This window comes from Actibacterium sp. 188UL27-1 (assembly GCF_016901225.1).
Lineage (GTDB): Bacteria > Pseudomonadota > Alphaproteobacteria > Rhodobacterales > Rhodobacteraceae > 188UL27-1.
In genome coordinates this window covers 70,331-88,550 of sequence record NZ_JAFEUL010000015.1, presented here as the reverse complement: position 1 = coordinate 88,550, position 18,220 = coordinate 70,331, and the positions used below count along the sequence as shown (strand labels likewise).

Annotated in this window: 21 protein-coding genes; 12 read left to right on the top strand and 9 right to left on the bottom strand. The window is 59.2% G+C overall.

The genetic code is table 11. From position 1 onward, the window contains the following. Positions 1-1,103: 1,103 nt before the first annotated feature. The 3 genes from IU397_RS17290 to IU397_RS17280 all read right to left on the bottom strand — a co-directional run bounded on the left by IU397_RS17290 (position 1,104) and on the right by IU397_RS17280 (position 3,801). Positions 1,104-2,696, bottom strand: coding sequence for a trimethylamine methyltransferase family protein (locus tag IU397_RS17290; RefSeq protein ID WP_204416169.1), 1,593 nt, complete (start codon positions 2,694-2,696; stop codon positions 1,104-1,106). Positions 2,697-2,797: 101 nt separating this feature from the next. Continuing rightward, positions 2,798-3,520: an HAD family hydrolase gene (locus IU397_RS17285; RefSeq protein ID WP_239479891.1), complete on the bottom strand. Its 723-nt coding sequence runs from the start codon at positions 3,518-3,520 to the stop codon at positions 2,798-2,800. Between the two features lie 2 nt (positions 3,521-3,522). Further along, a complete protein-coding gene (locus IU397_RS17280) occupies positions 3,523-3,801 on the bottom strand; it encodes a DUF3572 domain-containing protein (protein ID WP_204416166.1) in 279 nt (92 codons plus the stop codon). A 114-nt stretch (positions 3,802-3,915) separates the two neighbouring features. On the opposite strand from IU397_RS17280, the gene IU397_RS17275 reads away from it, so the two are divergent. After that, a complete protein-coding gene (locus IU397_RS17275; RefSeq protein ID WP_204416164.1) occupies positions 3,916-5,328 on the top strand; it encodes a diguanylate cyclase in 1,413 nt (470 codons plus the stop codon). Positions 5,329-5,362: 34 nt separating this feature from the next. On the opposite strand, the gene IU397_RS17270 is transcribed toward IU397_RS17275, so the two are convergent. Beyond that, positions 5,363-5,992: a TetR/AcrR family transcriptional regulator gene (locus IU397_RS17270; RefSeq protein ID WP_204416157.1), complete on the bottom strand. Its 630-nt coding sequence runs from the start codon at positions 5,990-5,992 to the stop codon at positions 5,363-5,365. Positions 5,993-6,092: 100 nt separating this feature from the next. On the opposite strand from IU397_RS17270, the gene IU397_RS17265 reads away from it, so the two are divergent. From IU397_RS17265 to IU397_RS17255, 3 genes are all read left to right on the top strand, one after another. Next, positions 6,093-6,386 (top strand): hypothetical protein, encoded by a 294-nt coding sequence (locus tag IU397_RS17265; protein ID WP_204416156.1) that lies wholly within the window; start codon positions 6,093-6,095, stop codon positions 6,384-6,386. Positions 6,387-6,450: 64 nt separating this feature from the next. Then, positions 6,451-7,734 carry a homoserine dehydrogenase gene (locus IU397_RS17260; RefSeq protein WP_204416155.1) on the top strand — a complete coding sequence of 428 codons (1,284 nt, stop codon included), beginning with the start codon at positions 6,451-6,453 and terminating at the stop codon, positions 7,732-7,734. Positions 7,735-7,775: 41 nt separating this feature from the next. Then, positions 7,776-8,699: a DUF1835 domain-containing protein gene (locus IU397_RS17255; protein WP_204416154.1), complete on the top strand. Its 924-nt coding sequence runs from the start codon at positions 7,776-7,778 to the stop codon at positions 8,697-8,699. Positions 8,700-8,736: 37 nt separating this feature from the next. Here the strand turns inward: IU397_RS17255 and IU397_RS17250 are convergent, their stop codons facing one another. Beyond that, positions 8,737-9,585 (bottom strand): MBL fold metallo-hydrolase, encoded by an 849-nt coding sequence (locus IU397_RS17250; protein ID WP_204416153.1) that lies wholly within the window; start codon positions 9,583-9,585, stop codon positions 8,737-8,739. A 231-nt stretch (positions 9,586-9,816) separates the two neighbouring features. On the opposite strand from IU397_RS17250, the gene IU397_RS17245 reads away from it, so the two are divergent. Beyond that, entirely contained in the window at positions 9,817-10,110 is a 294-nt protein-coding gene (locus IU397_RS17245; protein ID WP_204416152.1) for a Dabb family protein, read from the top strand. A gap of 156 nt (positions 10,111-10,266) precedes the next feature. Continuing rightward, on the top strand, positions 10,267-11,778 hold the full coding sequence (gatB, locus tag IU397_RS17240; protein WP_204416151.1) for an Asp-tRNA(Asn)/Glu-tRNA(Gln) amidotransferase subunit GatB: 1,512 nt from the start codon (positions 10,267-10,269) through the stop codon (positions 11,776-11,778). 116 nt (positions 11,779-11,894) lie between these two features. Here gatB and IU397_RS17235 read toward each other — a convergent pair whose 3' ends face one another. Together IU397_RS17235 and IU397_RS17230 are read right to left on the bottom strand one after the other, a co-directional pair. Continuing rightward, positions 11,895-12,284: a hypothetical protein gene (locus IU397_RS17235; RefSeq protein ID WP_204416149.1), complete on the bottom strand. Its 390-nt coding sequence runs from the start codon at positions 12,282-12,284 to the stop codon at positions 11,895-11,897. Positions 12,285-12,301: 17 nt separating this feature from the next. Then, positions 12,302-12,760, bottom strand: coding sequence for a T6SS effector amidase Tae4 family protein (locus IU397_RS17230; RefSeq protein WP_204416148.1), 459 nt, complete (start codon positions 12,758-12,760; stop codon positions 12,302-12,304). Positions 12,761-13,160: 400 nt separating this feature from the next. Here IU397_RS17230 and IU397_RS23420 point away from each other — a divergent pair, with 400 nt between their 5' ends. Further along, a complete protein-coding gene (locus IU397_RS23420) occupies positions 13,161-13,676 on the top strand; it encodes a hypothetical protein (protein ID WP_239479890.1) in 516 nt (171 codons plus the stop codon). A 22-nt stretch (positions 13,677-13,698) separates the two neighbouring features. Here the strand turns inward: IU397_RS23420 and IU397_RS17220 are convergent, their stop codons facing one another. Beyond that, on the bottom strand, positions 13,699-13,956 hold the full coding sequence (locus tag IU397_RS17220; protein ID WP_204416146.1) for a BolA family transcriptional regulator: 258 nt from the start codon (positions 13,954-13,956) through the stop codon (positions 13,699-13,701). 91 nt (positions 13,957-14,047) lie between these two features. On the opposite strand from IU397_RS17220, the gene IU397_RS17215 reads away from it, so the two are divergent. Both IU397_RS17215 and IU397_RS17210 read left to right on the top strand, forming a co-directional pair. Continuing rightward, entirely contained in the window at positions 14,048-14,680 is a 633-nt protein-coding gene (locus IU397_RS17215; protein ID WP_204416144.1) for a DnaJ domain-containing protein, read from the top strand. A gap of 314 nt (positions 14,681-14,994) precedes the next feature. Continuing rightward, a complete protein-coding gene (locus IU397_RS17210) occupies positions 14,995-15,390 on the top strand; it encodes a hypothetical protein (protein WP_204416136.1) in 396 nt (131 codons plus the stop codon). A 90-nt stretch (positions 15,391-15,480) separates the two neighbouring features. On the opposite strand, the gene IU397_RS17205 is transcribed toward IU397_RS17210, so the two are convergent. Further along, positions 15,481-16,029, bottom strand: coding sequence for a hypothetical protein (locus tag IU397_RS17205; RefSeq protein ID WP_204416134.1), 549 nt, complete (start codon positions 16,027-16,029; stop codon positions 15,481-15,483). Positions 16,030-16,403: 374 nt separating this feature from the next. On the opposite strand from IU397_RS17205, the gene cobS reads away from it, so the two are divergent. The 3 genes from cobS to IU397_RS17190 are packed head-to-tail and all read left to right on the top strand — an operon-like array spanning position 16,404 to position 18,217. Beyond that, on the top strand, positions 16,404-17,378 hold the full coding sequence (cobS, locus tag IU397_RS17200; protein ID WP_204416132.1) for a cobaltochelatase subunit CobS: 975 nt from the start codon (positions 16,404-16,406) through the stop codon (positions 17,376-17,378). A 31-nt stretch (positions 17,379-17,409) separates the two neighbouring features. Beyond that, positions 17,410-17,817, top strand: a complete 408-nt coding sequence (locus tag IU397_RS17195; protein ID WP_204416124.1) for a hypothetical protein — start codon at positions 17,410-17,412, stop codon at positions 17,815-17,817. After that, positions 17,798-18,217 (top strand): hypothetical protein, encoded by a 420-nt coding sequence (locus tag IU397_RS17190; RefSeq protein ID WP_204416122.1) that lies wholly within the window; start codon positions 17,798-17,800, stop codon positions 18,215-18,217. Before IU397_RS17195 ends, IU397_RS17190 begins: the two co-directional genes overlap by 20 nt. The last annotated feature ends 3 nt before the right edge of the window (positions 18,218-18,220 follow it).

Sequence of the window (18,220 nt, the reverse complement as noted above, 5' to 3'; positions counted from 1 at the left end):
CTGAGATGGCCGAACAGCGATGCGCGTGATGCCTACTGGTTCAATGATCTGCGGAGGACACTTCTGAAACACTTCTGTCCGAAATCAGTCGGAAAGTCATGTGTTCACCGCGCGACAGGGAATTGCGCGATACTGTTTCAAAGGGATGATGGACGCGTGTTAAGCGGTATTTTTCAATCGCAACGGCTTGCGCTGCCGCGACGCGCCCAAGGAAAGTGGGCCACACAAGACGTTTTACCATCATTGGGAATGATGGCGTGAGAACAAGCGTTCCTGCGCGTATCATCACAGGTCTGGTGGCTCACACATCGAACAAAAGACCGCTTTGCCACTTGTGCCAGCATTTGTTCCTACGGTCGAGCTGCGGACACACGCTGTTCGAATGTAGACCGTATCGCGATCAGTCCGGGGGTCAAAAAGGGGGTCTCAGCTTCTGATTGGAGAGACAAAGGATGGCATGAATGTCAAACGACATCGTGTCTGCGACTGCTCAATCTGTTTGGTATCGCCGCGCAAGCATTGCTCGGCAGCTTGCCTGACATCGAGTGGTTGCCCAGCCTCTCTGATCGTTTGATTTGCAAATGACTGTCGGTCAATCAACCACGGTTATGATGCACAAGGGTTTAGATAAGGATTGGAAGATAGCGGCATGCGCGCCAGCATCCCCAGTCGAAGGCAACAATAGACAGTCATCCGGCACGACCCGTTGGGACGCCGGACTTTGGTAAAACCGCCTTTACGCCAAGGGAGGACATATTCAATCCACATGCAGCCTGGAACGTATTGGCTGTCGCTATAGCGCTGAAGTATTGGCTCCGGCCAATCGTCCGCCATGTTCTGGCGCAGCCCCATGGCGACGCGATCATGGTTTCGGGGAGTGCGCCTGCCGACGGGACGATCATTCTGCCGCATTGTCAGCCGCCAACCTTTTAGCATGCTGAATTTGATCTTGAGACCCAAAGCTGATCCGAGGGGTGCTATTCAGCCATCACAGTTTGGGCCGGGCGCAGGACCACGACAGACCATGCGCACGTTCTGCGCATCACACAGCCCGAAAAGAGAGCTCCCGCCGCGCCTGGATCCTTGATCTGAGAACAACACCTTCAGAAGTCGGTCGGCGCGCCGCCTTCGGATTTCCGACGTGCGACGAAATCCGCCAGTTCTTCGCGTATGGCCGGATCCATCGGCGGCGCCTCAAAGCTATCCACGATCTGACGCCACAGGTCATGTGCCCGGTCGGCCGTCCAGACACCGCCCGCCAGATCCCAGCCTTCGAAATTGGTCCAATCCGACACGAATGGTTGATAAAACGCGGTGGCATAGCGCTGCTGGGTATGCACCCGGTCCAGAAAATGCGCAGCCTCGCCCGATTGGATGATGCTGCCGACCTCTCGGATCGCCTCAAGCGCCAGGGCATCGGGGGACGTATCGGTAATGGACGCCTCGAAATAGCGCTGGATCATCTGGATGATCTCGCAATCCATGACAAATTTCGCCGGGCTGGCGATTAGTCCGCCCTCCAACCAGCCAGCCGCATGGTAGACGATGTTGGCACCCGATTGCACGGCGGACCAGAGCGCGTTGGAGGTTTCCCACATGGCCTGACCATCGGGGACGTTCGCCGCGCAGGAGCCCGAGGCCCGCATGGGCAGCCCGTAAAACCGCGCCATCTGCCCCGTCATCTGGGTCGCGCGCATGTATTCGGGCGTGCCAAAGGCAGGCGCACCTGATCGCATATCGACGTTGGACGTGAAGGTCCCGATGACACAGGGCGTGCCAGGCCGCACGTATTGAAACAGGGCGATCGCGCTCAGGGCCTCGGCCAGTGAGAGCGCGATCGCACCCGTCATGGTCACCGGCGCCATGGCCCCTGCCAGGGTAAAGGGTGTGACGATCACCGCCTGGCCCATCCGGATACAGCGCAGGCTGCCATCGATCATCGGTTCGTCATGCTTTAACGGCGAGGTCGAATTGATGTTGGTGTACATGTGCGGTTGGGCTGCGAAGGCGTCGTGGTCCAACCCGGCCGCGATCCGGACCATCTCCAGCACATCCTCGACACGCTCCTGCCCCAGCGAATAGGCGTGGACGACCTTGTCACACAGCGTCAGCTTGTCGAACAAAACGTCCAGATGGCGGGTGCTGGGATGCAGATCGATGGGCTCCACCGGGTAGCCCCCGGCGAAGTGAATGCAGTTGAAATACTGCGTCAGCTTCAGCAGATCAGCACATTGCGCACGGGTGCCCGGCACCTTCCCCACATCCCGGTCCCAGTAGTTGGGTGGGCTTGAAACGTTGCCGAACAGCATCGCCCGCTCCCCAACCGTGACGGCGCGGGCGGGATTGCGGGGGGTCAGCGTAAACTGGGCAGGCGCCTGTGCCACCATTTCCATCACCCAGTCGCGCCCCATGCGAACATTGGTCCCGGTCACGGTGCATCCAGCAGATTTGAAGAGATCAAGCGCCTCGTGGTTCAGAAATTCGATGCCGATTTCTTCGAGAATGCGCATCGCCGTGTCGTGGATTGCCGCCACCCCGTCCCCATCCAAAGGTTCCGTCGGGCAATCAACATTGCGGGGCGGATCCCAAGGCATCTGCTGAATGACATCCGCAGAGTTGCGTCGGGCATTCCCGGCCCGTCCGCCAGCGCGACGACGCCGCGTTGATACGGCTAGCTGCTGATCCGTGCCTGTCATCGCCATCTCCCTGGGGTTCCGGGATCACGTTGCAGAGCCAAGGCGGCGAACCGCCGTCAGAATACGACATGTCGTGTCGTTTTCCAAAAACCTGCGCTCGGTCACATGGTGCGCCCAGCCAAAAGATCCGGCAGGGCACCGATGTCCGGTACAACGATATCGGCATGGGGGGTCAGATCGGCGCGGGTCGCGGGGCCGGTCAAAACACCGATGGATATCATGCCAGCCGCACGCCCCGCATGCAAATCGTGGGTGCTGTCACCGATCATGGCGACCTCTCGGGGGTGCAGACCAACAGCCTCACAGAACGCCAGACAGGGGTCGGGCGCGGGTTTGGCCCCGACACCGCTATCGGCCCCGGCGACAAACGCGAACTGATCGGTGATCTGCGCCTGGTCCAAATGGGCATGGGCCGCGCGTTCGGCATCGTTGGTAACAACACCCAGGATGTACCCTGCCGCGCACAGGCGGGTCATGAGAGGCTTGAGCGGCACGGCCTCCGCCAGGGGCGCGTCCATCGAGGCACCGATCATCTTCTGCACCAGATCGGTACGGTTATGGCTTGGCAGGCCCGTAAGCAGGCAATCCACGATCTGATCGAACGTGCCTGCCACCGCGGGGCTTTCGGGGCGGACAACTTTATTGACAGGATCCAGCCCCAGGCGGTCCATCAGATCCAAGGCAAGGTCGTGATCACCCCCGCTGATCTCTTCGACAAAGGCGACAGCCCAGGGGCCCCACGTCTTTTGATAGTCAAAAAGCGTCCCGTCCTTGTCAAAAATCAATCCGCGCAGGTTGACAGAGGTTGAAGCCGCCTGATGCAACGTCATGTCCAATGGGGCAGATCACCGCCGGGCAGCACACCACGTGCCGTCATCGGCCGCTCATAGGGATGGCCTGCGGCGTCGCAAAATGCCGTGATCCAAGCATCATCCATCAGGATGAAATCCAGCACAGAGCCAAGAAAAACGGGGTCTTGCGCGCGTTCGCGCACATCATCGGCCGACGTTCCGGTGGCGTTGAAAAACATCGGCAGCAGCTCATCATCGCGTGCCAGCCAGGTCAGCGCCTCAAGGGCGAGCGTTTCGGCGGATTCCCGCTTCATCCCTGTTTACCTTTACCTGCACGGAAAGACTTTTTTAACCAATCTGAAGGGATACTTACATCCATATTGAAACACCTCGTGATCTTTTGCGGATCACAGCGCTGGAGGAATAGGATGGCCGGACGTGTTCTAATCGTCGAGCAGGTTGCCACAAACCGCATTATCCTCAAAGTTAAATTGGCATCTGCCTGTTATGATGTGTTGCAAGCCAGCACCGGTGCTGAAGCTCTGGAAATTGCCCGGAGCGAAAAGCCGGATTTGATCGTCTTGGATATGCATCTGCCCGATATCAAGGGGCTGGAAGTCTGTCGGGCACTCAAGGACAATCCGTCCACATCGGATATTCCCATCGTGATGGCCGGCATGGAAATGTCGCCCGAGATCAAGTTGAGCGCGCTGCGCGTCGGCGCCGAAGAATACATGTGCAAGCCACTGAACGACATGACCCTGATGGCGCGCCTACGGAGTGTTTTGCGCAACCGCGATATCGCGCAGGAGCTGTCGTTGCGCAAGGGCACCACCCAGGCGCTGGGATTCCAGGAAGAACCACAAGCCTTTGAAACCCCTGGCACAATTGCACTGATCACCGAAGATACCCACGTTTCGCTGGAATGGCGCAATGCGCTTAAGGATCGGGTGATACACCGGCGGTTGATCATGACACGCTCCGGCGCGCTGCGGGATCTGCCCGAAGAACGGCTGCCCGATGTGTTCGTCATCCGCACCGATCTAAAGCGCACCCGGGATGGTTTGCACCTTCTCAGCGAATTGCGGTCGCGCCCAGGGCTGCGCAATGCGCGCACGGTGATCGTTGTGCCGGAAGGTGCCGAAAGCGAAGCCGCGATGGCCCTGGATCTGGGCGCCTCCGACGTTGTGTTCGAGCCGTTGAATTATGACGAACTTGCCCACCGGCTGCGCATTCACATGGCGCGCAAACGCCAGGCCGATCAGCTGCGCCGCAGTGTAAAAGACGGGCTGCGTATGGCCGTGACGGACGGTCTGACTGGTCTTTATAATCGGCGATATGCCTTGTCTCATCTGGATGAGATTTACGAGCGGGCCTGCGAAACACATCGTCGATTCGCGGTCATGGTTCTGGATCTGGACCGGTTCAAGCTGGTCAACGACAAGCATGGCCACCGCGCCGGTGACGAAGTGTTGCAGGAAGTATCAAATCGCCTGCAGGAAAATCTGCGCTGCGTGGATCTGGTGGCCCGGGTCGGAGGTGAGGAGTTTCTGGTCGTCATGCCTGACACCAGCGCCAAGCAGGCCAAGATCGCCGCCGAACGATTGTGCGAGATTATTCAGGAAAATCCGATCCGCATCACCCAGACCAATGATCGGCAAGGGACAATCGACATTGATCAGACCGTCTCAATCGGAGTCGCCATCTTTGACGGGGCGCAGGCCATGCCGGGTCCGACCAAGCCCAAGATTGCGGACCTGCTGGATCGGGCGGATGCCGCGCTCTACCGGGCCAAATCCGCCGGTCGCAACCAGGTAACGTTCTCCAAAAGTGCGGCCTGAAAGCCCCTGTAGCTGATCTGCACTTTCAGGCGGCTTATCCGGTGCGGGTCAACGCGGCGCCCGCCTCCGATGGCATCGGAACGCCCAAGGCGCGTTGCACCATGTCCCAGTACATCTGGCCAATCTCAGCGCGACTTAATCGACCATCGGTGCGGTACCAGGTGTTGATGCCGGTCAGCATCGCGATCATCGCCATTGCCGCAATCCGGGTATCGGGGGCGGTCAAGCAACCCTCTGCCTGGCCATCGACCAGGATATCCACAAGCGCATCTTCGTACTGGCGGCGCAGGCGCTGGATCTGGGCATAGTTTTCCGGCGTCAGGTTGCGCAGTTCCATATAGGCCACGAACACCGCTTCGGGCCGGTCGAAATGGTGGCGAATGTGGAACCGCACAAACCCTTCCAATCGCGCCAAGGCCCCCACAGGCCGCGGCTCGGTGGCCCAGGCGGCCAGCAGTTCGTCCAGATGCGCGCGCATCAGATCAAAAAGCAGGGCCTGTTTGTCGGGCGTGTAGGTATAAAGCGCGCCCGCCTGCACCCCTACATCAGCCGCGATCTGGCGCATCGAAACAGCGGCATAGCCATATTGCGCAAACAGCCGCAGGGCCGATTGGTGCACCTTGGGGCGTGTCGATATCGCGTAGCTGCCGGTTTTGCGTGCCATGGGGCATCGTTTCCTGAACGCCCGTTCAATTCAATCGAAAATCGTCGGCTTGCGCGGCGGGATGGGCCGACTATGGTAAGTCAACCTCAGGAGACGGACCATGATGCGCCAGGTGGTAGCCTTTTTCGGCCTTGTCCTTTGCGGCGCATGCGCCCAGTTCCCAAGCATTGACCAGACCGTGACCCTGGCAGGCCAGGCCGCACCCTTTCCACAGATCGTTAATATCGATCCCCTTCTGGCCGAGGCGGCAAACACCACCGTCACACCGGATACCACCGCCGCGATCGAGGCGCGCGCAGCCGCGGCCCGGGCCCGGGGTGCGGCACTGAACCGCCCCGTCGTGTCAGACAGGGACCGCGCGCGCATGGATCAGGCCGTGGCCGACCGGCCCTAGCGTTGCAGACCGCGCCGCGGCGCGCTAAAGCCGCGCGAACACAATTCAGTCCGGAGATCCGCCCATGACCGCCCCCCTTCGCCTTGGCATTGCCGGTCTGGGAACCGTCGGTGCCGGGGTCGTCAAGATTGTCCGCCGCCAGGCCGGTATGCTGCAAACCCGCGCGGGGCGCCCCGTTGCGATTACCGCCGTCACTGCAAGGTCGCGCGACAAGGATCGCGGCGTACCGCTGGGCGATTACGGATGGGAGGATGATCCCGTTGCCCTGGCCAGCCGCGATGATGTGGATATCCTGGTCGAGTTGATGGGGGGTGCAGATGGTCCGGCCAAAGCCGCCACCGAGGCCGCGCTGGACCTGGGCAAGACCGTCGTGACCGCGAATAAGGCCATGCTCGCGCTCCATGGGCAGGCTCTGGCGGAACGTGCCGAAGCGCAAAACGCCACCATCCGGTTCGAGGCCGCCGTGGCAGGCGGCATCCCGGTCATGAAATCCCTGACCGAAGGGCTCGCTGGCAACCAGATCACCCGGGTCATGGGTGTCATGAACGGCACCTGCAACTATATCCTGACGCGTATGGGGGATGCCGGTTTGCCCTATGATGAGGTCTTCGCCGAAGCCAATGCGCTTGGCTATCTCGAAGCTGACCCGACCCTGGATGTGGGGGGCATCGATGCGGCACACAAGCTGACCCTGCTCGCCTCGGTCGCCTTTGGCACGACGCCCGATTTCACCGGGATCGAGATCGAGGGGATCGAACGCGTCTCCATCGATGATATCCGCCATGCCGCCGATATGGGCTTTGCGATCAAACTGCTCGGGGTGGCCCAGCCGACCGCGCGCGGCCTGGAACAACGCATGTCACCATGTTTGGTGCCGCTGGCCAGCCCGCTGGGGCAATTGGACGGTGCCACCAACATGGTCGTTCTCGAAGGAGATGCCGTGGGACAGATCGTCCTACGCGGGGCTGGTGCAGGGGAAGGCCCCACGGCCAGTGCCGTGATGGGCGATGTCATGGATCTGGCCCGTGGTCTGACCGTGCCGACCTTTGGCCAGCCGGTCTCCAGCCTGACCCAGCCCAAACCGGCCCAGGCCGCCGCACCCGCCCCGTACTACTTGCGCATGACCCTGTCCGACAAACCCGGAGCCATGGCCAAAGTCGCCACGGCCCTCGGCGAAGCTGGTGTCAGCATCGACCGCATGCGCCAATACCAGCACGAAGCCCCCGAGGCTCCCGTCCTCTTCGTCACCCACAAAACCACCCGCGCCGCCTTGGACGACGCCCTCGCCGCCTTCCCCGCAACCGGCGTCGTCACCGGCGATCCCGTTGCACTGCGGATTGAGTCGTAGACCCAAACAGAAACAAAACCGAAACAGCTATTGGCCAAATTGTGTTTGATGTACCCTCTTTACCGAAGAGTGGCAGGCTCATACTCACGCAATCAAATTCCGTAGCGGGTATCATTCGACAGTGGTTTAAGACAACAGGATCTGACCATGATGATATGGTCATAGGATGTTGCGACGATTACTCCCACGGACCAATCCATTCCACCGGCACAAAGGGTATTTTCTTCAAAAGCAGGCAAACCTATTGGAAGACGATCCAAATATCAAATGATGGCCCGGACTTTATCCCGGGCCTTAGTGAAGAGTATCAGCGCCTATCGCGAGCAGTAAGACAGGCCAATGCTGCTGAGATATGGGTTGCGAATTGTGTTCAAGATGTCTTTTTTGCGATAGTGACCGTGCATCTCCTCGTCCAGGAGAGGGTCGACCTGACAACTTTATCGATACGACTATTTCACACCAATACTGATGATCGGGGTTTGCGTTTTTGTCATATGGAAGACTTAGGCGGCGTTTACCGCGCTTCAGATCTAATCCCGGTCGGCCTCCCTTACTTTGAACACGCGTGGATATCCATTTCTCACAGATCGGTGCAAAAGGTTGAGAAATGGATCTCGACACAAGATCCTGGTGATTTCATTACAAAAGCACTGCGATCTTTTCTCTTGAGATTCCCATACTTCAACAATGGCTTGGGATCGATAGACCGGCGCCTCCTCGCAGCCGGAACAACCGATATGAAGAAAGCTTCTTATACCGTCGGGACAGCTATGACTTACGGGGAACCGCAGAATGATGCGATTGGCGACATCGTTCTTTTCAAACGACTGGTCGAGCTTGGGACAAAGCAACCTGACCCGTGGTTCGACTTAAGTGGCGATACGAACCACCTCAGATCTTGCGATACCAAGCTAACGGATAGCGGTGTTGCGGCCCGCACCACCTATTCAATTCAACCTTTCTGATCACAATGCATCATGTAAACCATGTCACAGGATCGGGTCACCGCTCCTCCCACCGGAACGCATCCCCCTCCGCTTTCACCCGCCCGACAGAGGGCAGCGCGAAGTGGCTGCCAAGGACGATCCGGTCCGTCTCGGAGGCCTCTTCAAGCAACTGCCGCCGCGAGGCGGTCGCCTGCTCCCCATCACCGTCATACACGAAGTGCCAATCCGGGTGCCAGCACTGCACTGTCGAATGCATTGCGTCCCCGGTGATCACCGCCTCCCGGCCTCCGCTGCGGATCAGGACCGCCACATGGCCCGGCGTGTGCCCCGGTGTCGGCACCAGCGTGACCTCATCGCCTAAACTGTGGCCGGTCTGGACCAATTCTGCCTGCCCGGCCTCGATCACCGGCAAAACACTCTCCCGGTACATGTCCGTCGCGCCAAGGCGATGCACCTCTTCATCGGCGGCGGGTATCAGGTAGCGCGCGTTGGGGAAGGTTGGCATCCAGCGCCCATCCTCTAGCCGCGTGTTCCAGCCCACATGGTCCATATGCAGATGGGTGCACAACACGAAATCGACGTCATCAAAACCAACACCCGCCGCCGTCAGCGCCGCCTCGAACCGGGTATCTGACCGTTTGTTCCAATCGGGCGTCCCGGCATTGGTCTTGTCATTGCCCACACAGCTATCGACCAGGATGGTATGGCTGAGCGTCTTCAGCAAAAAACCCTGCACCGGCAGGATCAACCGGCCCGACTGGGGGCATAGCCCGCCGGGCACATGCGCCTCTACAATGGCGCTGACATCCGCATCGGCGTCTGGCCAAAGTTCTTCCGGGGTCATGAAGGGGGCGTGGATCTCCAGGATGCGCCACACCTCGACCTCACCAATTTTGCACAGCATCGCGCCCTCTCCCATTCCATTCGATGTGTTGGGGATCGACCGGTGGCATCGGGTCTGCCAAGCGGTGTCCGCCCCCTGACTATGGAAACCAGGCCACGGTGATGCAATGGCTGTCACGCACCAACATGCGGATTGCGCGGCATAAAAACGCTGCGACCCCGCCTTGTGCGGCCCGGGTCGGTATCCTACCCCTGCGCATAGTCAAGGCATCTCAAAAAGGCAGGTCCCGATATGTCCGATCGCGCGTTCATCCGACATGTGGTCTTTTTCAGCGCCACATCGAAAGCCGATATTGACCGCATCATTAAAGGGCTGTCGCTGCTCAAGGAAATCCCCCACGCCACGACACTGGAGATCATGCAAAACAGCCGTGTCGATGCCCTGTCAGCCGAAATCGACGTGGTGGTCTATGGCGAGTTTGCCGATGACGCCGCTTTGCAGGCCTACAAAGCTCATCCGCTCTATCAAAAGTCGATCCAGATCGTGCGCCCCCTGCGGGATATCCGCATCGCTGCGGACTTTTGACTGGCCAGGCCAACAGCCCGGATCGTGCTGGATCACCGCCCGCGCGGATCGGGCACAACCTTTGCCGCGCCCGACGGATATGACGCGGCGCCACTTGCCCCGCCTCGGCCCATCGCCTAAACCTCCCGCTGCACCCTGCGCAATCCGGAGGCTCCCATGCTCGACCTCACCTTTGAACCGCCCAAGCCCAAGGTCATCCAAGGGGCCAAGCATGATTGGGAACTGGTCATCGGGCTTGAGGTCCACGCCCAAGTCGCCACCAACGCAAAATTGTTCTCCGGCGCCTCCACAACCTTCGGAGCGGAACCCAATTCCAACGTCGCCTTCGTCGATGCGGGCATGCCCGGCATGCTCCCCGTCATCAACGAGGCCTGCGTGGCCCAGGCCGTGCGCACCGGGCTTGGCCTGAAGGCCGCGATCAACCTACACTCCGCCTTCGACCGCAAAAACTATTTCTATCCCGACCTGCCCCAGGGCTACCAGATCAGCCAACTCTACCATCCCATCGTGGGCGAAGGCGAGGTGCTGGTCGACATGACTCCCGGCGTGGCCCGCATCGTCCGGATCGAGCGTATTCACCTGGAACAGGATGCCGGCAAATCCATCCACGACATGGACCCCGCCATGTCCTTCGTCGACCTCAACCGCACCGGCGTCGCGTTGATGGAGATCGTCTCCCGCCCCGATATCCGCGGCCCCGAAGAGGCCGCCGCCTACGTCGTCAAACTCCGCCAGATCATGCGCTACCTCGGCACCTGCGACGGCAATATGCAAAACGGCAATCTGCGCGCTGACGTCAATGTCTCGGTCTGCCGCCCGGGCGATTACGAACGCTATCAAGAGAGCCAGGATTTCTCGCATCTGGGCACCCGCTGCGAGATCAAGAATATGAACTCCATGCGCTTCATCCAGGCCGCGATTGACCATGAGGCCCGCCGCCAGATCGCCATCCTCGAAGACGGCGGCACGATTGACCAGGAAACCCGCCTCTATGATCCGGACAAGGGCGAAACCCGCTCCATGCGCTCCAAGGAAGAGGCGCATGACTACCGCTATTTCCCCTGCCCCGACCTGCTGCCGCTCGAAATCGAACAGGCCTGGGTCGATGACATCGCCGCCTCCCTGCCCGAACTGCCCGACGCCAAAAAGGCCCGGTTCGTCGCGGATTACGGCATGACCGAATATGACGCCTCCGTCCTCACGGCCGAAACCGAAAATGCGGCTTTCTTTGAGGCGGTTGCCCAGGGCCGCGACGGCAAACAAGCCGCCAACTGGGTCATCAACGAGCTTTTCGGGCGCCTCAACAAAGAAGATCTCGACATCACCGCCTCCCCCATCTCGGCAGGGCAACTGGGTGGTATCCTGGATCTCATGGCCGCCGACGCTATCTCCGGCAAAATCGCAAAGGACCTGTTCGAGATCGTCTGGTCCGAAGGCGGCGACCCTGCCCAGATCGTCGAAGAGCGCGGCATGAAGCAAGTCACCGACACCGGCGCGATCGAGGCCGCCCTCGACCAGATCATCGCCGACAACCCCGCCCAGGTCGAAAAAGCCAAGGTGAACCCCAAACTCGCTGGCTGGTTCGTGGGCCAGGTCATGAAGGCGACAGGTGGAAAAGCGAACCCAAAGGCGGTGAACGAGCTCGTTTCTCAGAAACTGGCGACTTGACGGTTTTCGGGTTCAGCGCGCGATAGCCCGGCGCTTTCTGTCAAAAACCGCCGGGGACGGCGGGCGGGGCGCCTTGGCGCAGCCAACAGCGCCGATCCCGTTCCAGCGCGAGCTATCTAAAACACCCCCAAAAACATCACCTCGTCCCATTGAAAGGGTGGGCAAGACGCCACGCGGGCCGTGTTGGGGGCAACAACCAATCCGTCTTCTCCGACGGCCACCGCCTGAACCTGTGTGTCACAATCGCCAGAGCCGTCCGTCGCGGGCACCGATTGCTCCACCAGGAAAATCCGGCCCACAGGCCCCTCCACGCTACGCGGTGCGCCAGTGCTGTCGCGGTGCAACTGGCACAATCCCGATACGTCCAATTCCACCACCTGGTCCCGCGCCTCAGTCATCATGACAACATGGCAGCCCGTCCGCCCCGATAGAACGGCCATCTCACCATCTGCCAGGATGGCACGATCATCAGCCTGGGCGGCGGTCACCATCATGGTGAACGCCATAACCCAGATCCGGAACTTCAAAGTTTCCAAAACCACACCTGCTTTGCTTTGTTGCCGGGATCACCATAGGTCTTTGTAATACCCGATTTCCATAAATCGATGTGATCGCCGGTCTGTACATTCTGGCCAGACCGCGTGAAACAGTCCTTGAAGAAAATGATACCCGTCTGATGCTTGATATCATCTTTGGCATCGGCTCCATCCGTCCAGATCTGCGGACGCTTCAAATGAAACTTCCACAAATAGTTAGCCAGGGATTCAGCACCGCGGGCATGGCCGTGCTTGCATTTGGGTTCGGTATAGGTCGAGGCGTTGATCTTGATCGTGCCATCCCCGTTCAGACACACACTCATGCGGATGGCACATTGATTGGCCCAGGCCTGATCGCAGGGGCTTTGCTCCGAAGGATAGTTGCTCCACAAGCTGTCAAAAGCCGGCTTTGTCATCTCAAAATCTCCGTTTGGTAAAATAAACAATGCTCATAATATAGGTTGCCGTGCTTCTCCTCACAACGTGTTCGATGTCGCCAAAAATATCGACATCTTCTGTTCTGTCGCTCTTCACTCCATGAGCCACCGCTTCCCTGACGCCCGCGACACCCTGGGGGCGGGCCCGATCCGTTTCATCAAACCGGAAACATCACCTGAAAAGGACGGCGGCCCAACAGCGCCATGTCCTCTGCTCCTTGCCATAATTAGATCAGCTTAGCTGACCTTCATGCTGCACCTGCGATACATACGCCGTATGTATGGAATGTGCATCGGTTCTGTATACCCGGTGCGGCGCGGCAACGGGTCTTTGCCGAGCGGTCGTTCGGGGGTTGGAGCGGGCGAGCGCATCCGTTAACCTCTGCGCGCTGAGAGGGATGATACCGCCATGACCCGCTACGAATACAAAGTTATGCCCGCGCCCGAACGGGGGAAAAAGGCCAAGGGACTTCGGGGCGGTGAGGCCCGTTTTGCCCATGCACTCGAAGACATGATGAACGACCTCGGCACCCATGGTTGGGAATATTGGCGCGCCGACACCCTGCCCTGCGAAGAACGTCAGGGCCTGACCGGTAAGACAACCAAATTCATGAATATGCTGGTCTTTCGCCGCCCTGCCCAGGCGGAGGAGGCTCGCGCGGAAATAGCAGGGCTTCTCACCCCCCCGGTTGAGGAGACCAGTGACGCACCCGCATCTGCGGAGCCCGAAACTCCCGTCGCGCCACCGGTTGCCATCCCCGATCCTACAATTGACGCGCCACCCGTTGGACCGGCCATTCGCCCGGGCGATGAGCTGTCACCGAACGCTGCGGCAGCGGCAGCAGCCGCCGCAATCAGCGGCGACCGCGTGCGCCGCGCCATGCTGGGCCGGGACGATGACAAACCGGAAGTAGCCGCCGAATAACCCACTGACGTGTAGAGCGAAATCAGGCTGACACATCCAAGGCAAGCGCATGGATCTCGGCCATCAATTGCGGCCCGATCGCCCCATGGACCGCCCTGTGACGCGCCAATCGGTTCATCGGTCCAAAGGTCGCTGACCGTATCCGGACATGGAAATGGCTCTCTCCCCCGTCCTGGAACCCGGCATGGCCACGGTGGCTTTCGCTTTCATCGGTTACCACCAATTCGGTCGGCTGAAATGCGGCGGTCAGGCGCTCGGTGATCTGTGCTTCACGAGACATTTTCTACACTCTTCCTCTTCTCACTGCTGTGGAAAGCTCTAAACTCGACGCTCCGAGTCGAAAAGCCAGACGAACCGACAGGAGGCTGGACATGAGCAAAGATGATCCCTTCGGGTTTGATATCCGTGTCACAAGTGACAAGAAAAAGCGAACCCGCGGCAAGCGCGGGATGTCCGGTGCCTTTGAAACTAGCAAGCGGCTTTGCGAATATCCCGGATGCCAGGAGCCCGGTCAGTACCGCGCCCCGAAATCCCCCGACACGCTTGATGATTATTATTGGTTTTGCCGGGAACACGTCCGGGAATACAATCTGAAATGGAACTTTTTCAACGGCTCGACCGAAGAAGAAATGGAGGCCCAGATCGACCGCGACCGTGTTTGGGAGCGGGAGACCAAGCCCTTTGGCAAGCAATCCGAAGAACAGCGCGCCTGGGCACGGCTGGGGGTCGATGATCCACATCAGGTGCTGGGCGCCAATGCCACCCGCAACCCGGGCAAAAGCATCACCGGAACGCGCAAGCTGCCACCCACCGAACGGCGCGCCCTGGATATTCTGGAATGCCATGACCATTGGACCAAGGCAGAGATCCGTAAATCCTACAAAGCGCTCATCAAGATCCTGCATCCCGATATGAATGGCGGCGACCGCAGCGATGAAGAACGTCTGCAGGAGGTTGTCTGGGCCTGGGACCAGATCAAGGAAAGCCGTAGCTTTAAGGATTGAGTGGGTTTTCGTTAACATCTGACCCTTGGTCAGTGAGCGAGAACTGGCGCATGGCGGCTTTTGACCCAAAACAACCCAAACCATCCGCGCCAATCGGCCGATGCAACCTATGCGAGCAAAATACTACCCCAGGCTGCTGATATTCGGCGGTAATCGCCTGTTAATGTCCCGCTTCAACCGCGTGTTTCCGCACAGAATACGGCCACAAATGGTCGTGAGACCCGCAGGATGCAGCCGCCTGCTATCGAAGTCTCCGTTAACCATATCGAAAGATCGCTGATCCAATACGGGATCAGAAAAACGGAGTAAAACCCATGGCAGTTTTGCACTATCGGGGCGCGCAGCTTGCTGCGCCCAACGGTCTCTTTTGTCCAAATGACAGGCTGGAAATCGAGATCCCCGACAATTATTTCAACGGCGCATCGATGGAGCCCCTGATCGGCTTGCCACTGACCCGCGTGACCGTCATCCGCGATGGGCAGAGCACGGATATGCCCATCGGGTCGGGTTTGGCGTCATTCAAAAACAGCCTCCCGGAGGAAGAGAAGCCGGCCGATATGCCCTCGCTCGCCCTGAAGAGCGCTCCCCAAACCGACAATGTCGCGCCATTCGAGCATCTTCATCGCGCCATCGGAGCCCAGAAAATGCGCCGGGACCAGCTCACAGCGCAGCGGTTGGAAGATGAGTTGCAACTGGAAGGTGCAGCATAAGAGTTTGAAGGCCGTATCAAAGCGCCTCGTGCCGGTACTGCGAACCCATCCAGATCATTGCGACGACCCGTCTCAAGCCACATTGAGGTTTCATTGCGCTGGCGCGCAGCGGGTCGCCATCCGATCCAGGCTTTCGGTCACACCTTTTACCGTAAACTGGTGCCGACGGCCCTGTGGATCGGTCACATGGAAGAGGCCCTGTTCATCCTGGCTTTCGAGATTTTTCAAGGCATCAATTATCTCTGACGCATGATCGCGCTGTTCGATCTGCAAATAATATTGCGGCGAGGAATACAGGTTCTTGAGCACAAAGATCTGCTCATTTACCTCCAATGTTGCAGTCTGACGTGGTCGTGCACGCCGGGGTGCCACAAATTCAGGGGTGATCCCCAAACCGTCACGCGCATCGTAAAGCGAGAATTGCGTCCGGCTTGACGCCCCCGCCCCGCAAATCCCATCGACACAACTGACGATCTGACAGGCCGCATTGCGAGACCCCACACCCCGCTGGGTATAGAAGAACCAGGCCTCCGCCCGATCTATCAATGTAAACTCGGCCCGAACCGGGCTCCCGAGCAGACCACCCCACAAAAAAGTCGCAAGCAGCAATTGGAGGGTGGCAGAGCGGCAGACTCTCATCCAAATCCCTTTGGCGACCAGGCTTGTGATAATTACTGCAATCGAAACACGCTGTCACGGCAAGGGGCCTGGAACGACTGTTCAAAACCGTGGGGAATTTGAAACAGTCTGCGAGATTATTCTCTAATTGTTCCGAAAACCTCAATAAACGACGAACTATCGCACCAGTTTTCGGGTCATGTGAGACGTTTTGATCCGCAATCACCAATACTACTGTCTGGATAGATTTGGCGGAATGCCGCTGGTTCGCCATTTCTGCACGCCCTATGCGTGCAATTGGCATGCCGTCGCACCATTCGACCTTCCCCTTGCACGCCCTCGCGATATCGGGCACGACGGACGTCGATTTAACAGGGCATAGCATAGTGGGCGGCATGACGGACAGCGCAGCGAAACCGACCGAGGATATCTCGGTCCGCGAAGTTTTCGGGATCGATACGGATATGGTCGTCAAGGGGTTTGCCGAGCCCTCGGACCGTGTGCCAGCCCTCGACCCGACCTACAAATTCGACCCCGATACGTCCCTCGCCATCCTGGCCGGCTTCAGCCACAACCGCCGAGTCATGATCCAAGGTTACCATGGCACCGGCAAATCCACCCATATCGAGCAGGTGGCCAGTCGGCTGAACTGGCCTTGCGTCCGGGTGAACCTCGACAGCCATATCAGCCGGATTGATCTGATCGGCAAGGATGCAATCAAGCTGAAAGATGGCGTACAGGTCACCGAATTTCAGGAAGGCATCTTGCCTTGGGCCCTCCGAAACCCGACCGCGATCGTATTTGATGAATATGATGCCGGGCGTGCCGATGTGATGTTCGTGATCCAGCGTGTGCTGGAAGTTGACGGCAAGCTGACCTTGCTTGACCAGAACGAGGTGATCACCCCGCATCCGAGCTTTCGCCTTTTTGCCACCTCTAACACGGTTGGCCTTGGTGACACGACGGGCCTTTACCATGGCACCCAACAGATCAATCAGGGTCAGATGGACCGGTGGAGCTTGGTGGCCACGTTGAACTATCTCAGCCATGATGCGGAAACGGCCATCGTCCTATCCAAGACGCCCACCTACAATACGGCCGAGGGGCGCAAGACCATTGCCCAAATGGTTACCGTCGCCGATCTGAGCCGGACGGCGTTTATGAATGGTGATCTCAGCACCGTCATGAGCCCGCGCACGGTGATCGCCTGGGCGCAGAATGCCCAGATTTTCCGCGATGTGGGATATGCCTTCCGTCTGACCTTCCTCAACAAATGTGATGAGTTGGAGCGTCAGACCGTGGCCGAGTTCTACCAACGTTGCTTTGACGAAGAACTGCCCGAAAGCGCCGTTTCTGCCGCCATGGCCTGATCCGGTGGCCCCGGTCACCTGGCGATTGGCAATGATGGCTTGGCTGGGTGCCGCGCCGATTGTTGCCTTGGCTTTGCCATCCATTACCGAAGAGCGCGGGTTGAGCGCGCCCAAGCGCAAATTTGCCCGTTGCGGGGGGCTCTCGCTCTATGTGGCCGCCTATCTGGAACGCCATGCCGCAACAGACCGGGCCGGCCGAGCAAAGGCACTGAGAGCGGCGGCATCATATCAATCGGGCGTAGCCGCCAATCTGCCCGGTAGCGCAGACCGTGACACCCGCGTCACCGCCCGCCTCCGGGCTGCCGAAATGGTCAGCGCCGCCCTCACAGATTACATCAGATATCGTCCAATAGAGACCAAAGGAGCGGTCCCGCCCTGGCGTGAACCGGGTACGTTGAAAGCAGATTATGAGGTCTGTCATGCTCTTAGCAAAAACTAGCATCAGTATCTTGTTCATGATTTCGGCGAGTGTCGCCTGTGCCAAATCCATCCCCGGCCTGCCCGTTGAACGTGCCCATCTCTTCGCCACCTGCGCGGGCCGGTTCGAAGCGCTGGTGGACCATTACACCTCGACACGTCATCCGGACCTGTCCGAGACAGAAGATGTGCACCGACAATTCGCCGACCTGACCGAAGCGATGTTGCCAGATCTCGCCCCGTCTGGTGTCAGCACTGTGGAAGTCGCGGAATGGCAGCAGACCGGCCAGCAGGAAATCGCAGCACTCATCCTGCAGATCCGTCTGGGCGTAACCATCGAAAAGGCCAGCACCGCCAATGCCGACTTCGCCGAAAAGCTGCAGTTTTGCGCTGACCTGGTTCTGCCTCCCAACGGAGAATGATCC

Excerpts from the sequence above, each read along its gene's own strand:
- IU397_RS17290 (WP_204416169.1), bottom strand. The coding sequence starts at position 2,696 with ATGACAGGCACGGATCAGCAGCTAGCCGTATCAACGCGGCGTCGTCGC.
- IU397_RS17280 (WP_204416166.1), bottom strand. The coding sequence starts at position 3,801 with ATGAAGCGGGAATCCGCCGAAACGCTCGCCCTTGAGGCGCTGACCTGG.
- IU397_RS17275 (WP_204416164.1), top strand. The coding sequence starts at position 3,916 with ATGGCCGGACGTGTTCTAATCGTCGAGCAGGTTGCCACAAACCGCATT.
- IU397_RS17270 (WP_204416157.1), bottom strand. The coding sequence starts at position 5,992 with ATGGCACGCAAAACCGGCAGCTACGCGATATCGACACGCCCCAAGGTG.
- IU397_RS17265 (WP_204416156.1), top strand. The coding sequence starts at position 6,093 with ATGATGCGCCAGGTGGTAGCCTTTTTCGGCCTTGTCCTTTGCGGCGCA.
- IU397_RS17260 (WP_204416155.1), top strand. The coding sequence starts at position 6,451 with ATGACCGCCCCCCTTCGCCTTGGCATTGCCGGTCTGGGAACCGTCGGT.
- IU397_RS17250 (WP_204416153.1), bottom strand. The coding sequence starts at position 9,585 with ATGCTGTGCAAAATTGGTGAGGTCGAGGTGTGGCGCATCCTGGAGATC.
- IU397_RS17245 (WP_204416152.1), top strand. The coding sequence starts at position 9,817 with ATGTCCGATCGCGCGTTCATCCGACATGTGGTCTTTTTCAGCGCCACA.
- gatB (WP_204416151.1), top strand. The coding sequence starts at position 10,267 with ATGCTCGACCTCACCTTTGAACCGCCCAAGCCCAAGGTCATCCAAGGG.
- IU397_RS17235 (WP_204416149.1), bottom strand. The coding sequence starts at position 12,284 with ATGGCGTTCACCATGATGGTGACCGCCGCCCAGGCTGATGATCGTGCC.
- IU397_RS23420 (WP_239479890.1), top strand. The coding sequence starts at position 13,161 with ATGACCCGCTACGAATACAAAGTTATGCCCGCGCCCGAACGGGGGAAA.
- IU397_RS17220 (WP_204416146.1), bottom strand. The coding sequence starts at position 13,956 with ATGTCTCGTGAAGCACAGATCACCGAGCGCCTGACCGCCGCATTTCAG.
- IU397_RS17215 (WP_204416144.1), top strand. The coding sequence starts at position 14,048 with ATGAGCAAAGATGATCCCTTCGGGTTTGATATCCGTGTCACAAGTGAC.
- IU397_RS17210 (WP_204416136.1), top strand. The coding sequence starts at position 14,995 with ATGGCAGTTTTGCACTATCGGGGCGCGCAGCTTGCTGCGCCCAACGGT.
- IU397_RS17205 (WP_204416134.1), bottom strand. The coding sequence starts at position 16,029 with ATGAGAGTCTGCCGCTCTGCCACCCTCCAATTGCTGCTTGCGACTTTT.
- cobS (WP_204416132.1), top strand. The coding sequence starts at position 16,404 with ATGACGGACAGCGCAGCGAAACCGACCGAGGATATCTCGGTCCGCGAA.
- IU397_RS17195 (WP_204416124.1), top strand. The coding sequence starts at position 17,410 with ATGATGGCTTGGCTGGGTGCCGCGCCGATTGTTGCCTTGGCTTTGCCA.
- IU397_RS17190 (WP_204416122.1), top strand. The coding sequence starts at position 17,798 with ATGCTCTTAGCAAAAACTAGCATCAGTATCTTGTTCATGATTTCGGCG.